The 15,801-nt window shown below is 37.4% G+C and carries 15 protein-coding genes; 10 read left to right on the forward strand and 5 right to left on the reverse strand.

Annotated elements, in window-relative coordinates; translation table 11 throughout:
- Positions 1-53 precede the first annotated feature (53 nt).
- From MUN88_RS12915 to MUN88_RS12925, 3 genes are all read left to right on the forward strand, one after another.
- Positions 54-2,117, forward strand: coding sequence for an efflux RND transporter permease subunit (locus tag MUN88_RS12915; RefSeq protein WP_244715672.1), 2,064 nt, complete (start codon positions 54-56; stop codon positions 2,115-2,117).
- Complete coding sequence (locus MUN88_RS12920) at positions 2,114-3,898, forward strand: methyl-accepting chemotaxis protein (RefSeq protein ID WP_244715674.1); 1,785 nt, start codon at positions 2,114-2,116, stop codon at positions 3,896-3,898. The genes MUN88_RS12915 and MUN88_RS12920 overlap by 4 nt, the downstream gene beginning before the upstream one ends.
- Before the next feature lie 596 nt (positions 3,899-4,494).
- Entirely contained in the window at positions 4,495-5,493 is a 999-nt protein-coding gene (locus MUN88_RS12925; protein WP_244715676.1) for an LLM class flavin-dependent oxidoreductase, read from the forward strand.
- Here MUN88_RS12925 and MUN88_RS12930 read toward each other — a convergent pair.
- Positions 5,481-6,044 (reverse strand): hypothetical protein, encoded by a 564-nt coding sequence (locus MUN88_RS12930; protein WP_244724507.1) that lies wholly within the window; start codon positions 6,042-6,044, stop codon positions 5,481-5,483. The genes MUN88_RS12925 and MUN88_RS12930 overlap by 13 nt on opposite strands.
- Before the next feature lie 93 nt (positions 6,045-6,137).
- On the opposite strand from MUN88_RS12930, the gene MUN88_RS12935 reads away from it, so the two are divergent.
- Positions 6,138-7,052, forward strand: a complete 915-nt coding sequence (locus MUN88_RS12935) for a phosphatidate cytidylyltransferase (protein ID WP_369809885.1) — start codon at positions 6,138-6,140, stop codon at positions 7,050-7,052.
- 60 nt (positions 7,053-7,112) lie between these two features.
- On the opposite strand, the gene MUN88_RS12940 is transcribed toward MUN88_RS12935, so the two are convergent.
- Entirely contained in the window at positions 7,113-7,397 is a 285-nt protein-coding gene (locus MUN88_RS12940; protein ID WP_244715678.1) for a hypothetical protein, read from the reverse strand.
- 217 nt (positions 7,398-7,614) lie between these two features.
- Between MUN88_RS12940 and MUN88_RS12945 the strand changes: the two genes are divergently transcribed.
- The gene (locus MUN88_RS12945; protein WP_244724513.1) at positions 7,615-8,766 is read left to right on the forward strand and encodes a multidrug effflux MFS transporter; all 1,152 of its coding nucleotides are present in this window, start codon (positions 7,615-7,617) and stop codon (positions 8,764-8,766) included.
- A gap of 75 nt (positions 8,767-8,841) precedes the next feature.
- Here MUN88_RS12945 and MUN88_RS12950 read toward each other — a convergent pair whose 3' ends face one another.
- On the reverse strand, positions 8,842-9,309 hold the full coding sequence (locus tag MUN88_RS12950; RefSeq protein ID WP_244715680.1) for a nucleoside deaminase: 468 nt from the start codon (positions 9,307-9,309) through the stop codon (positions 8,842-8,844).
- Positions 9,310-9,570: 261 nt separating this feature from the next.
- Between MUN88_RS12950 and MUN88_RS12955 the strand changes: the two genes are divergently transcribed.
- The 3 genes from MUN88_RS12955 (at position 9,571) to MUN88_RS12965 (ending at position 13,082) form a co-directional block, all read left to right on the forward strand.
- A complete protein-coding gene (locus MUN88_RS12955; RefSeq protein ID WP_244715682.1) occupies positions 9,571-10,728 on the forward strand; it encodes an HD-GYP domain-containing protein in 1,158 nt (385 codons plus the stop codon).
- A gap of 156 nt (positions 10,729-10,884) precedes the next feature.
- Positions 10,885-12,072 carry a peptidase gene (locus MUN88_RS12960; RefSeq protein WP_244715684.1) on the forward strand — a complete coding sequence of 396 codons (1,188 nt, stop codon included), beginning with the start codon at positions 10,885-10,887 and terminating at the stop codon, positions 12,070-12,072.
- 68 nt (positions 12,073-12,140) lie between these two features.
- Positions 12,141-13,082, forward strand: a complete 942-nt coding sequence (locus MUN88_RS12965) for a S8 family peptidase (RefSeq protein WP_244715686.1) — start codon at positions 12,141-12,143, stop codon at positions 13,080-13,082.
- A 32-nt stretch (positions 13,083-13,114) separates the two neighbouring features.
- Here MUN88_RS12965 and MUN88_RS12970 read toward each other — a convergent pair whose 3' ends face one another.
- Both MUN88_RS12970 and MUN88_RS12975 read right to left on the reverse strand, forming a co-directional pair.
- Complete coding sequence (locus MUN88_RS12970) at positions 13,115-13,918, reverse strand: VLRF1 family aeRF1-type release factor (protein ID WP_244715688.1); 804 nt, start codon at positions 13,916-13,918, stop codon at positions 13,115-13,117.
- Positions 13,919-14,048: 130 nt separating this feature from the next.
- On the reverse strand, positions 14,049-14,372 hold the full coding sequence (locus tag MUN88_RS12975; protein WP_244715690.1) for a thioredoxin family protein: 324 nt from the start codon (positions 14,370-14,372) through the stop codon (positions 14,049-14,051).
- 42 nt (positions 14,373-14,414) lie between these two features.
- On the opposite strand from MUN88_RS12975, the gene MUN88_RS12980 reads away from it, so the two are divergent.
- Together MUN88_RS12980 and MUN88_RS12985 are read left to right on the forward strand one after the other, a co-directional pair.
- Positions 14,415-15,095: an SOS response-associated peptidase gene (locus MUN88_RS12980; RefSeq protein WP_369809886.1), complete on the forward strand. Its 681-nt coding sequence runs from the start codon at positions 14,415-14,417 to the stop codon at positions 15,093-15,095.
- Between the two features lie 394 nt (positions 15,096-15,489).
- On the forward strand, positions 15,490-15,792 hold the full coding sequence (locus MUN88_RS12985; RefSeq protein WP_244715692.1) for a metal-sensing transcriptional repressor: 303 nt from the start codon (positions 15,490-15,492) through the stop codon (positions 15,790-15,792).
- Positions 15,793-15,801 lie beyond the last annotated feature (9 nt).

The raw sequence follows: 15,801 nt of genomic DNA on the forward strand, positions 1-15,801 counted from the left end.
GTGTCTATATAATATTAAAATGGACGATTGAAATTTGCAAGAGAGGATGAGCCATGATTGACCTTTCAACAAAGATAATTCGTTATAAAAAACCAATCGTAATTATATTCTTTATCCTGACGATAATCAGTGCCGTGGCAACATTAGGTGTCTCGATCAATTATAATATGGCTGATTACCTTCCGGAGGACTCACCATCAATGAATGCAGTTGATTTAATGGATGCAGAATTTGAATCAGGAGTCGAAAATGCACGTGTATTGCTAAACGATGTGAGCGTGCAGGAAGCGTTGGATTACAAGAAACAACTAGAAGAAATTGATGGAGTAAACGAAGTGATGTGGCTGGATGATGCCATTGATCTTAAAAAGCCGCTCGAAATGGCAGATAAGGATACAGTAGAAACCTACTACAAAGAAAGCAACGCATTAATCTCCTTACATATTCGGGAAGGTGATGAAGTAGCGATTACTGATAAGATTTATGAGTTGATCGGTGATGAGAATGCATTGGCTGGGGAAGCTGTAGATACTGCTTCTTCACAAAAAATGGCAGGTCAGGAGTCTGCCTATGCAGCCATGTTACTAGTGCCTATCATCATTATTATCCTGATTGTATCCACCAACTCATGGATGGAACCTGTATTCTTCTTAACCGCAATTGGGGTATCGGTGCTGATCAATCTCGGAACGAATATTTTCCTTGGAGAAATATCATTTGTGACCCAGTCCGTCGCACCAATATTGCAGCTGGCAGTCTCGCTCGATTATGCGATCTTTCTGTTACACAGTTTTTCTAATTTCCGTGATCGAGGCGAAGAACCAACTACGGCGATGCGCTCAGCGATGAAACAATCATTCTCTGCGATAACTGCAAGTGCCTCTACTACCTTCTTCGGTTTTATCGCACTAACCTTTATGAATTTTGAAATTGGTGCAGATTTGGGTGTTAATCTAGTAAAAGGTATTGTACTCAGCTTTATCAGTGTAATGGTCTTCTTGCCAGCATTGACGTTAACCTTTTATAAATGGATTGATAAAACACAGCATAAAGCGATCATTCCTCGTTTCAAAAATGTCGGAAGCCGTGTGCTGAAACTAAGAGTGCCTGTATTATTGTTCATTTTGTTACTGATTGTTCCTGCCTTTTTGGCACAAAGTAATACCAACTTCATTTACGGTACAGGAACACAACCGGAAGACACTCGAATTGGTCGTGATGATGCGATGATTGAAGATGTATTTGGAAAAATGACACCAATGGTATTACTAGTACCGCGTGGTGATGTTGCGAAAGAGGAAGAACTTGTTCAAGAATTGAAAGACATAGATGATGTGTCGAGCGTAATGGCTTATGTTAATACGGTTGATCCAGCCATTCCACCTGAATATTTGGGGGATTCTGTAACAAATCAATTTTATTCGGATAATTATGCCAGAATTATCCTGAATACAACAACAGATTCAGAAGGTGAGGAAGCATTCTCCTTAATCGAAACAGTAAGATCTGATATGGAAAGTTTTTATAATGGAGAAGGCTATTTGCTCGGTGAGAGCGTCACGTTATATGATATGAAAAGCGTCGTCCAGAAAGATAATGTAGTGGTTAACTTATTAACAGTTATTTCCATCGCGCTTGTGTTGTTAGTCACCTTCCGTTCATTAACGATTCCGATCGTATTACTGTTGACGATAGAAGCAGCTGTATGGATTAATTTAGCCGTTCCTTATTTTATGGATACATCACTGGTGTATGTCGGTTATCTGATCATTAGTACAGTCCAGCTGGCAGCAACGGTCGATTACGGGATTCTATTAACAGAAGCCTATAATGAAAACCGTAAAAAGATGCCAGCATTGCAGGCGATTAAGAAAACCATTAATGAGAAGATTTTCTCCATTATAATTTCTGCATCGATTTTATCAAGTGTTGGGTTCATATTATGGGCGACTTCTACCAATCCGATTGTGTCGTCCATCGGTCTGCTACTTGGACGTGGCGCATTACTGGCGTTTATCATGGTAGTAGTCTTCCTGCCAGCGATGCTTGTAATTTTTGATAAAGTGATTAAAAAAACGACATGGAAATCAAACTTTTATGAGGGGGAAGATAAATGATGAAAACAAAACGATTGGCTGTAATTGGTATGGCGACGCTATTAGTTTTTCCTGTCTCTCCCGTACATGCGCAGGATAATGTTGAAAAGGAAGAAGTTGTTTATGCAACGTTAGATCCAACTGGTAGTCAGAACGATATGTATGTCGTCAATAGCTTTGAATTATCTGAGCCAAGTGATGTGACAGATTACGGTGATTATACGAAAGTACAAAATTTAACAGATCAGACGGAGATTGCGAAAGACGGAAATGAGATGTCATTTTCTACTGATAATGATCAGTTCTACTATCAAGGTGACTTGGAAGACAAAGCATTGCCATGGAACTTTGACATTTCCTATACGCTAGATGGTGAGTCGATCAAGCCGGATCAATTACTTGGCAAAGATGGTCATGTGAAAATTGAGATAACACCCTCTGTCAATGAAAATGTTAATCAGGTGTTTAGTGAGAACTATTTGTTGCAAATTTCTGTAACAGTGGATGCTGCTCTATATCAAAATTTACAAGCACCTGAAGGTACACTGGCAAATGCAGGGAAAAATAAGCAAGTTTCATTTACGATGATGCCCGATCAGGTAAAAAGTTTTGTACTTGAAGCAGATGTCGAGAATTTTGAGTTAGAAGCAATTGATTTTTCAGCTGTTCCATCATCCATGTCAATCGAATCACCCAATATGGATGATGTGACCAAAGATTTTAAATCATTAGCAGATGCGACTGCGGAAGTGAATGATGGTGTCGGTGAGCTTGCAAATGGGATCAGTGAACTGAATAATGGTGTTGTACAGCTGCAGGATGGTTCTGCAGCGTACAAAAACGGCATTACTGAGCTTGATAATGGCTCTGATCAACTAGTGAACGGTTCTGCTTCTATTAAGAATGCATTAAATACAATGAAAAGCTCCTTAGACGTAGAACTAGGCGGAGCCGATTTTAGTGAACTGCAGAATGGTTTAGAAGAGATTGCAAAGGGATTAGATGAAGCAGCAGGCGGATTGACGCAATTGCAGGAAAATTATCAACAGGCGTATAATGCGCTGGAAGAGTCGATTAATGCTATTCCGTCCAACGTCTCAGAAGATGAAATGAAAGCTCTACAAGCGGCTGTAAAAGATAATGAGCAAAACGCTGCAGCATTAAAAAAGTTATTAAAAACGTATGAAGCAGCTCAAGCGGCTAAAGGGACATATGATCAAGTAAACAAAGCGTTCTCAGCGGTCAGTCCAACGCTAAAAGAAGTCGACGGTTCATTAACAAAAATGGCAGAATCAATAAGAACAATGGCTTCTGAGATGGCAAAAGCAACGGAAGATATGAATATTGAATCGTCCATTAATCAACTGACAGAAGGAATTACTCAACTTTCTAATAAGTATAATGATTTTCACTCCGGATTGGTTGAGTATACGAATGGTGTTGGTGAATTATCCAATGCATATGGAGAAGTGCATAGTGGTATTACGGAATTAGCTGATGGCACGCAAGAATTAGAGAACGGGGCTAACGAATTACATGATGGTACAACGGAATTAGCTGATTCTACAAGTGATTTACCAGATCAGGTACAACAGGAAATTGACGATATGATCAATGAATACGACAAATCTGATTTTGAAGCAGAATCATTCGTTTCTGATAAAAATGAAAATGTGAAATCTGTGCAGTTTGTTATCAAAACCGAAAGTATTACCTATGATGATGAGAATGAAGATGAAAATAGCGGTGAGTCAGAAGAAAAGAAAGGGATCTGGCAACGATTTTTAGATTTGTTCAGATAAAACAGTTTAATGTAATAGGAAGGCTGGAGAAGAACTAGCCTAATAAAAGTACCGATCGTTTTGGTGACGATCGGTACTTTTAGTTTGATGAAATAGTAGTGCGATGAAAATATAATTGTGGGTAATAACTTTAAGTGAAATACTGGCCAGCCGAAGAAGATAGTTCTTCAGACGGAAGGCGAGCCAGAAAAGGATCAGACGTGTGAAGAAGGCGCAACTTCAAGCGGAAGCCAGCCCAAAAAGGAATCAAACGTCTGAAGAAAGTGTAACTTCAGACGGAAGGCGAGCCAGAAAAGGATCAAACGTGTGAAGAAGGTGCAACTTCAAGCGGAAGTCAGTTCAAAAAGGAATCAAACGTCTGAAGAAAGTGTAACTTCAGACAGAAGACGAATTAGAAACGAATTAAACACATGAAAAATGGCTTCTTCAGCTGATGGATGCAAAAATCTTTAAAGAGATCAACTCGATTAAATCAGCTCAATAAAAGAAAGAAATACAATTTGCTGACCGATTTAATCAAACACCTTTTGAGCATAAGCTAATTTGTTTTCTGAACTAGGTATTCCTTATACACTAGAGGAAAGGAGAGTTGCACAATGAAACTAAGCGTTTTAGATCAGGCACCAATCTCAAGAGGGGATTCGCCAGATCTGACTCTTGCACATACACTCGAACTGGCACAATGGACAGAAAGCCTTGGGTATCACCGCTATTGGATTGCGGAACATCATAATACCAACGGATTAGCCAGTTCCTCTCCAGAAATAGTAATGACAAGGATTGCTTCTGTGACGAATTCAATTCGTGTCGGTTCTGGAGGAGTACTTTTGCCGCAATATAGTCCGTATAAAATTGCTGAAAATTTTAAAACGTTAGAGGCGTTTTTTCCAGGTAGGATTGATTTAGGTGTAGGCCGGTCTCCAGGGGGCTCACAATTAACACGTTCAGCGCTGACGGATAATCAGAATAAAAGTATGAAGGATTTTCCGCGGCAATTAACTGATTTACAAGGCTTTTTGCATAATGCATTACCGAGAGAGCATCCATTTCGTTTGGTGAAGGCAGGGCCGAGAATTAATCATTTGCCGCCGATTTGGGTGTTAGGTCTATCGGAAAGAGGCGCGATTCATGCAGCAGAAATTGGAGCAGGATTCGTATTCGGACATTTTATTAATCCAAAAAATGGCCACGCATCCATTCAAAGTTATAAAAAACATTTTCAACCCTCTGAAACGATGCCAGAACCGAAAGTTATAGCGTGTGTGTTCGTCGTATGTGCCGAAACTGAAAAAGAAGCAGAAGAATTAGCAATGACACAGGATAAATGGCTTTGGAGCGTTGGTAAAGGAGCAGATACAAAAGTACCTTCCATAGAGGAAGTGAAGAAAAAAGCATTTACAGAAGAACAAGTCTCTATGATACAACAAAACCGTGAACGATGTGTGATCGGAACACCCGATCAAGTAAAATCAGCATTACAAGAGTTACAGCATAAATACCAAGCCGATGAAATAATGGTGATCACCAACATTCACGATTTTGAAGCAAAAAAGAAATCTTACCAATTATTAGCTGAATTTGTTCAGCCTTCATAACTTTGCAGGTCTTGTAATGCCGGATATTCGTATAATCTGCCTTCATAAATCAATTCAAGTCTGTCATGGCTGCGAAAATGATCCGGTGTTACCATAGCAGGTAAAGTATCCCACAATTGGATACCTGACCGGTAAAGAATTTCAGCGACAAATTGGGAACAAAAATAAGAATTACTGAATTCAATGGGTTCTTTTAAAGACACACCAATGACACCTAGAATGTTGTATAAAAATTTCTGATCTTTTTTAATAAATACGTCCAGTATTCGTTTCATTTTGGAAAATTCCCGTTGCGTCACCTTTAGCCGATAAATCACGCAGGTAGTATTGGGATAGCGGCTGTATGTACCTGTGAGAATATCTTCCTTTACAAACCCGCCATGCAAAGGGTTCGCAGGTTTTTTCCGTCCGAAACTGTACATTTCCTTCAAATCCGGATCGAAGGAAAGAGAAGCATGATTATATGGCGCCTTTGTATAAGTTTTAATGACATTTGTAAAGAGTGTACCCGTATTGGATAACATAATATACACATATCGTTGTTCTGTCATCATGATCACCAGCTTTTTGCGAAAATTCTAGCCTTTTCATTATAACGTAAATACTGTAAAATGAATGCAGTTTTAAAAAAATAGGTGATCATATTGGGTGAAACGTACTGGATATTAATTGTAATAGGCTTGATCATGCTGGTGACTACCACTGTCTTTCATTTCGTTATGAAATGGCAATCTGCAAGGGATTTCTCATTAATCCGTTTTCGGATCAAGACGTGGTGGGGGATGTTTGGTATTTTTTGTGTGGCTACTTTATTTAATTCTACTATTTCGTTATGTGCTATTATGGTGCTTAGTTACTTTGCTTTGAAGGAATACTTTTCCATGATGAAGACGAGAAAGTCAGATCGACGACTTTTTTTATGGGCGTATCTCACAATTCCAATTCAATTTTATTGGATATACATTGGCTGGTATGGCATGTTTATTGTTTTCATTCCAATCTATGTTTTTTTATTTTTGCCATTACCAAGAATCATTGGAAAAGGGACAATAGGCTTCTTGCGATCCGTTAGTGTCACACAATGGGGCTTAATGCTGATGGTATTTGGTCTAAGTCACCTTGCTTTCTTCTCGGTAGCATCACCGGAATATGGAGCAAACCTTGTATTGTATCTGATTATATTGACGCAAATTAATGATGTCGTACAATATCTGGTTTCTTTATATATTGGCAGAAAAAAAGTGGCTCCAACAGCAAATTCTTATATTACCTGGGAAGGTCTTGCGGCAGGTGTTATAGCCACAATGTTGACTGCTTATCTTATTTATCGTTTTGTAACCCCATTTGATCTTCCTTTCGCTGTTCTTATGGGGTTGTTAATAAGTGTAGTCGGCTATTTTGGCAGTTTGACGATTTCTGTACTAAAAAGGGATCTATTGATCGGTAATAGGGAAAAAATGGAGCAGTTAAAAGGAAGGTATCTTCACCGAATCGACAGTTTAGCGTATACAGCGCCTGTCTTCTTTCATGTCGTACGATATTTTTTTGATTTTATGTAATAAGAAGCATACATCGATAACACAAAAAAGGCATTGCTTAGTTCGATGCCTTTTTGAATTTTAATGAACCATCATAGAGCTGCTTGGGTATGTAAGATGTTGTTTCACATTATTAATAGCGGTTTTCGCATTAGGTCCTTCTACAATAATTTGTATTTCATTTCCTTCATTTAATAAAAGAGAGAAGGTTACTAATTCCGTTAAATTGGTCAGTTCTACGATCTCATGATTGGCTAATAAATAGATGTCACCGTTGTAATTTTTTTGATAGGAGTGTATCGATATTGCTTCATTAACCGTTAATGTTTCCTGAAGTTGCAATTTTTCTGATAAAAATTCTTTCATGTTGTTTCCTCCTAGATAATTTGATAGTTAGTTATAACCCTTTTTGCTTTCGTTGAAACATACAAATTTAAATGGATTTACACAAGCCGATTATTATAAAAATGTCGACAGGTACTATATAATAGTATCTTAGTGATAAGGAGTGATAGGTATTAAAGAACAAGCTTTACATAACCCTACAGGAAAACAGCGACTTGGCCTTGCACTGCTTCTAGGGATGCTCGCGATGATGGGGCCGTTTAATATTGATATGTACTTACCAAGCTTACCGCAAATTGCAGATGATTTAGATGCACGTACATCGATCGTGCAATTAAGTCTAACTGCCTGTCTGATTGGTCTGGCACTTGGTCAGTTAGTTATTGGTCCAATTAGTGATGCACAGGGACGTAGAAAGCCAATTATATTTTTTCTTTCGTTGTTTGCTGTGTTCTCACTGGTTTGTGCTATTGCGCCAAACATTTATGTGCTGATTGGTGCAAGATTTCTGCAAGGTTTTACTGGGTCTGCAGGGGTTGTTCTGTCTCGGGCTGTCGTTCGGGATGTTTTTGACGGAAGAGCATTGACACAATTTTTCTCTCTATTAATGGTCATTAATGCAACTGCTCCTATGATAGCGCCGATATCAGGCGGTGGTGTATTATTATTACCAAATGCGACTTGGCATACAATTTTTATTTTCTTATGTGCGTTGGGTATCGTTATGGTAACCATTACTGCATTTAAATTACCAGAAACATTACCAGCAGAGAAGCGTTCTCCAAGTTCTATTTTAAAATCGGTGAAAACGATGGGAATGCTGATGAAAGATAAATCGTTTATAGGGTACGCTATCGTTGTATGCTTTGTACAGGGTGGGACGTTTGCCTATGTATCTGGAACACCTTTTATCTATCAGGATTTATATCATGTTTCTCCACAAGTATTCAGTATTTTATTTGGGGTAAATGGTTTGGCGATTATTCTGGGGAGCTTTTTAGTTGGTAAATTAAGCGATCATTTCGCTGAAAGAAATCTGCTTAGAACGGGGGTTATCATTTCACTTTGTGCTAATACTGTATTGTTGTTAGCGACGATCTTTCATTGGCCATTGTATATGATTGTAATTCCACTGTTTTTCCATTTAAGTTCTGTTGGTATTATTCTGACAAGTAGTTTCTCGCTAGCAATGGCAAATCAAAAACAACGTGCAGGTACTGCCAGTGCGTTATTAGGTATGCTGCCTTTGTTAATGGGAGCATTGGTCTCCCCTCTGGTAGGGCTTGATGAAACAACAGCAGTGCCAATGGGGGCAGTATTATTTACGAATTCCTTTATTGGTGCTATTATTTTCTTTTTATTTACGAAACCAGATATAAAACGGAGTTGATTTCTATCAACTCCGTTTTTTTGCAAATTCGGAAGTATAAAACTTTATCGGTGAAGAAGTTCGAGGATTTTAACTTTAGTATTCAATTTTATCTATTTTACTATCCCATAAATCGAAAGGAAGTTTTTCACTGTTTACATCGATTTTTCTCATATCTAAACTTCTGCTTTCAATATCTAATGCAATTTGATCATAAATATATTGATCATCAAACCCTATTCTGGCAGCTTCTTCTCTTGTGTTATAGTAATAAACCACTTTGGGACGAGCCCAATAAATGGCTCCTAAACACATCGGGCAAGGCTCACAGCTTGTATAAATTTCACAATCTGTTAATTGATAATCGTTTAAGTTCTTACATGCATCTCGTATCGCACTAATTTCTGCATGTGCAGATGGATCATTTGTAGATGTCACAACATTCGTTCCTTCTCCAACGATTACGTTATCCTTGACGACAACTGCTCCAAAGGGACCTCCTTTATTTGCTTCTACACTTCCGAATGCAATTTCCAAGGCATGTTTCATAAATTCTTTTTTCATCTTCCTTTCCCCCTTATAACCTATCATCATACTAAACTACTTATTATCATTATATGAATCATTTGTAATAAATGCTGACATAAAAATATCCAATTATCTCAATCTAATAATGATTCTTTAGATTAATCCCGGCCATTATAAGAGTTATTTACATAAGTCGACATATAGCTTATACTAAAAGAAAAAAACTTCAGAAAAAATTAGAAAATTGTAGAAATCTTGATCCCGACATAGTATAATATATGCAGAAAGGACCTAGCAATGAGAAATATTTATAGGTATGCGAACCTACTTAATGAAGAAAAAAGAACTACAGTATGGTTTTTGTGGTTATTTTATATCATATTCTTTGGGTATGAAATTATTAATAATTTTATGTTACCACAGATTCCTTGGGGTAGGCTTCCTGAACAACAAAACTTTTTAGACGGTGTACTCTACATAGCTATCATTTCATTGTTACCAATAGCTATTTTCTTATTGAAAAAGGATCGTCCAACAAATGTTAAGTATATCATTTTTTGTACTTATACTATTTTAAATTTATTAAGCGAACTAATTTATTATTTGAGTACAGATAATATTTATGCAAGTGGAAATATAGTTGAAATAGTTATTATAATATTTTCTCCTATTTTTGTTAACAAAAGATTTTTCTATCTAGTAATACTTGGTACAATTAGCAAATTTGTAGTTGTTGGTTTAATCTTAAATGATTCCGTTGTTTATTTACCTATAGTTATATTAATTTTACTGTCCATTGTAGCCTTTATTATTCTGAACAGATTTTTAGGGTATGTAGAAGCTTTTAAAGAAACATATGATAAGCAATTAGAAGGTATTGTGAAAGGTGTCATAGCGACATTAGAATTAAAAGATCCATACACAAGAGGGCATAGTGAAAGAGTAGCGGAATATGCTAATATTCTAGCAAAGGCTACTAAGTCACTGAATAGCAGTGATACAAAATATTTTTATTTTGCTTGTCTCTTGCATGATATCGGGAAAATACATATTCCGGATTCTATTCTGACTAAACCTGGTAGACTGACAAAAGCTGAATTCGATACTATTAAAGAACATCCTTCCGTTGGAGCTCAAGCAGTAAAACAAGTAGAAGGAATAAGTGAATATATTGCGGTTATTGAACAGCATCATGAAAGATGGGATGGAAATGGATATCCTTATGGTCTACAAGGAGAAGCAATAGATTATTTAGCTAGAATTACTTCAATTGCTGATGCATTTGATGCCATGACATCTTCCAGATCTTATCGTGATGCCATGCCTTTGGAGAAAGCGTATCAAAATATCATTGAAGGTAGTGGCACTCAGTTTGATCCGAATTTAGTGGAAATATTTAAAGATGTTTATCCAGACTGGGTCCGTTATCATACAAGCTATCAGGATTTAACTTAAAATCTAAATCTATTTGTAGAGGGGGGTTACTGCATGAGGATTAAAAAACTACAAAAATTAAAAGCTACTTGCTGGTGGTGCTGGTGGGGAACAGGAACTAAAATGTAAAAAGGGTGCTGTACTAGCATCCTTTTTTATTTAAAAGGATGATAAATTATGAAACTATCATTTGATACAAAGATACTGTTACATGAGCTTCATTACCGTAAGGAGAAAAAACATTTTATCGTGGAGAAGAACAGTACAGGTGATTTTTATGAGATGCCTGAAATATGTATTGAAGCGATAGAGAAGATCAACCAGCAACAATCACTTAAGAAAATTGAAGAAGACCTGATTTTGGCGTATCCCCAAGAAGAAGTCGATCTACTTTCCTTTGTGCAACAACTAATTGAGCTGGAACTTGTGAAAGAGGTAGATGGCGAAGAAGTATTTCATGACGGAATAAACCAAGCGGTAAGCGGATTTACCTGGTTACCGAGTAGCTTTGCTAGAATACTTTTCAACAAAGCAACTATCCCCTTACTCCTGCTATTATTTCTCGTTAATTTATTGTTATTTATAACCGATCATCGTTTAATGCCCCATTATACAGATATATTTCTGTTTCAATCGATGATTTCTAATATGGGATTATATATGCTTATTTCTCTAGTGTTAATCATTCTGCATGAACTTGGTCATATTCTTGCTCTTCGTTCCTATGATCTGCCTGCAAGTGTATCCGTAGGTCATCGAATGTATATTCTTGTGGTAGCAGAAACGGACTTAACAGCGGCTTGGAAATTAGAAGCACCACAACGCTATCGTTTGTTTTTGGGAGGAATGTTTATCGATCAGCTGCTATTACTGGCGGCAATTCTTACCAAGCTATCAGTGCCGGCTGGGGAAGAACTGTTTGCAGGAATCATTTCTATCGTTATATTAGACATCTTTATTAAAACGATATATCAATGTTCCATTTACATGAAGACGGACCTCTATTACGTATTGGAAAATGCAACGAGATGTTATAACTTAATGGAAAATGGTAAAAACGATTTGGCAAACTGGATTCCTTATTTAAAGAAAGATTCAACCACTGCTACATTTGAAGGGGAAGAAAAGATGGTAAGGATATATGGTATATTTTCCTTGATAGGTGTCTTATTTACCTTCAGTTTATTTGTTTTTTATTTTATACCTCAAGTGACATATATATTGAAAACGACATTGCCACATTTAGTTGACCCTGTTGATAATCCTTACTTTTGGGATGCTGTTGCAATCGTTCTGCAACTGTTGATTATGGCCGGTTTATTACTTTTCACTATTATTAAATCAAAAAAATCATCTTCCGTTTAGACGAACGTAAGTTACTATTTTCTCGATCTTGAATCTACTGTAGTAAGGAACTGTAGAGGAGGGGGAAAATGGATACTGCGAGAATCACCCCGTTCCGAGTGAAAACCAAGATGGAACAGATTGACAAGATTCCAGAAGGAATAAAAATGATCCGTGCACCCGCTAAATGGAAGAAAGGGTATAAGGGAAAAGGAGTAGTAACGGCCATTATCGATACTGGATGCCATACATCCCATCCTGATTTTAGCGGCAGAATTATCGGAGTGCGAAATTTTACAAAAGATGGCGACGATCGCGATGTGACCGACTATAACGGGCATGGTACACATGTAGCTGGTACGGTTGCAGCTAATTTTAATAAAAAAGGTGTTGTGGGCGTGGCCCCGTTATCAAGACTGTTGATCTTAAAAGCATTTAATAATGAGGGTGATGGCAGGCTGGATGACATAATCAATGCAATAGAATATGCGATTCATTGGCGTGGTCCGAGAAATGAAAAAGTTCGTATTATTTCTCTGTCATGTGGTACAACAGTTAAAGATGCCAGATTGCACCTTTCCATTCGAAGAGCTATTGCTAATAATATTATGGTTATTTGCGCTGCTGGTAATGAGGGGGACGGATACGTTAGAACGGATGAAAGAGTTTACCCAGGTTATTATAGCGAAGTAGTGCAAGTAGGTGCGGTTGACTTTAATGCCAATATGGCAGGATTTACGAATACAAATGATCAAATAGATCTGGTAGCTCCAGGTGTAGATATTGTCTCGACGTATTTAGATGATAAGTATGCAACCTTGTCTGGAACATCAATGGCAACACCGCATGTAGCAGGTGCAGCTGTGCTATTGATTGAACAGATGGAAAAAGAATTTGGACGGGCGCTCTCCGAACCAGAAATATATGCACAGTTGGTTAAATCTACTATGTCTATACGATACAGTAAAAGAGTGGAAGGTAATGGTCTGATTATGCTGGATGTTGAACAACAAGATTATTATCCACACTAAAAAAATCGAGCAGCAACTGCTCGATTTTTTCTTTATACTACCACTTCATTAATAATTTTCATTTCTTCGTGTTCTAACATATTTTTAGGAACAATATCTGTAACTTCTTTGCTCATATTGTGAACTAGATCTTCTGCTTCGTCTTTTTTGCCGACAATATAAATATGTTGCCAGTTGCGATTTTTCGCTACCTTATCCAGTGTTGAACCAATGCTTTTGTACCAGCGATATCGATTAGCTTCAAAGCGTGATTCAAATTGTTCTTGCTGGTTATTCTTACCACCTGTTCCCATAGATACACCTGCGCCATGTGGTCCGGTATGCTCTCGCCAATCCTCTGTATCCAAGTCCATTTCATATAGCTTGGTATCTTTTAATGTCCCTAGTTCTGTATCTAAGATTTTTATAGCCTCTTTTTGTGTTAAGATAATACCTGTCTCTGGGAATTGGTTGTACATTTCTTTCAATTGCTCTAACTTAGGCTGTTCCTCCCAGCTGAATTCAGTTTTCACAGGCATTTGAAATTTGTGAGCGAACCAGACTGATTCATCAGCATTTGCGATAATTACGACACTTTTGGCTAACTCTTGTTCATTATCATGCATGAATTGTTCTACTTTCTCTTTCACCGCCCAATAGTTTCTTTTTTCATCAGAATCGCCGTCTTCTTGCAAATAGTTCTCAAAGCTATTTAAGCCATTTTTTAAATGTAACTTCCATTCACCGCCTTGCTGATCAGGATCGGACGGATCTGTATTTAAATACATCGTAAATACTCGTTGTGGTTTTTCTAAATAAATTTGTTCTAATTTTTTGATCTCTTTATTAATATCCATCTTTCGAGCACTCTCCTTTAGTTTTGTTAACTTGTATTAGTGCTCTAACCGTTCTCTGCAAATATAAAACATCCAAGTCTTTAAATGAGTATTTTTACCTATGCACCTGAAATTATTTCCTTGGAAATGCTCAATAGTTTTGATACACTTTATCTAATTTAAACTGAAATTGATCAAGATGCACAATTCTAGCCTCCCGCAAGTATTCTTTTCCGTTAACGAATAATAATAATACTGGAGCTGTGAATATTGAGAATTTGCTTGCTAAGGAAGGTATCTCATCCACGATAACCTGACGTGTCACTATGCGGGGATATCTTTCCATGATTGTTTCTATTTGAGGAAGCAAGCTATGGCATACACTACAATTGTTCTTCGAAATATAAAGAAAAAATATATCTTCTTCTTGTAAGAAAAGGTTAATATCTTGTTCGCTTTTTAAAGTTTCAAACATACGTCTCACCTCGATGCTAAGTGTAGCATAGTGGTTTAATAATTGGAAAAGGAAGTGATCCAGATGTGTGGCAGATTCACTTTGGAGACATCGAAGGAAGTAATCGAGAGTGAATTGGGAATTGAACTGTATGACTACATTCCAAGTTATAACATCGCACCGACTCAGCAAGTGCTAGCATTGGTTGGTACAACTGAGGGGAAAAAAGCAGGATACTTACAGTGGGGATTAGTTCCTAGCTGGTCCAAAGATCCGAAGTTTGGAAGTAAAATGATCAATGCAAGAAGTGAAAGCGTAGATGAAAAACCTTCATTTAAACAATTATTAACTCGCCGTCGTTGCCTGATTGTAGCCGATAGTTTCTATGAATGGAAAAAAGATGGAGAAGAAAAACAACCTTATCGAATCACAGTTAATGATGGAGGATTATTTACTTTTGCCGGATTATGGGATAGGTGGCAGCAAGAAGATCAAATGCTAGTAACATGTACGATATTGACCACCAAGCCGAATGCGTTAATGGATTCCCTACATCACCGGATGCCAGTGATTTTGGGAGAGCAGGCACAAAACGACTGGCTTGATCCGAATATAGAAGATAAGCACTATTTAAAAGGGTTACTGCAACCATTTGAATCAACCACAATGGCAGCACATCCCGTATCTAAGCGAGTGAATAATCCCCGAAATAATGATCATGCATTAATAGAACCAGTTTCATGAAGACTATAAGAACAAGACGAAAAACTTGGCGCTTACCAAGTTTTTTTCTTTGTTCAGCAGAAAGTATATCATTAATGTAATGAAGAGCATTACGGAAATGAATCGTGTTCAAATGATAAAGTATAAGTGCTTATAATACGGATGGAACCTCATGACAATATATGTAATTTAGATAGGTATTCTTCACAAAGTTAGCTTCAGCCGTGCCCCGCAGGACGCGAAGTGGTTATCCTATCTCTAACACCCATTTCAAAATGACCACTAAGCTAGCATTACATAATCCGTATTATAGGTAGTCTTTAAAATACTCCTTATAAAAAGATAAGCTGTTCCCTTGACTAATGATACATTAGGGGGGTATAGTATATTTATAAACGCAAAAGGATGTGATTATTTGACAGATTCATTGCATCAGCACCCAAGTAAACCAAGGTCTAATGATGAAAAGCAAGCGGTGGTGAATCGATTAAAACGTATAGAAGGACAAGTTAGGGGTATACAAAAAATGATAGACGAAGATCGCTATTGTGTCGATATACTCGTGCAAATAAGTGCGATCAATGCTGCATTAAAAAAGGTTGGCTTTTCCATCACAGAAAGACATATTAAACATTGTGTCAGTGACGCCATTCTTTCAGGTGAAGGCGATCAGACAATTGAAGAGTTAATGGATGTTATGAAGCAATTTTCCAAGTAGGGGGGGATG

The organism is Gracilibacillus caseinilyticus (assembly GCF_022919115.1).
Classification (GTDB): Bacteria; Bacillota; Bacilli; order Bacillales; family Amphibacillaceae; genus Gracilibacillus; species Gracilibacillus caseinilyticus.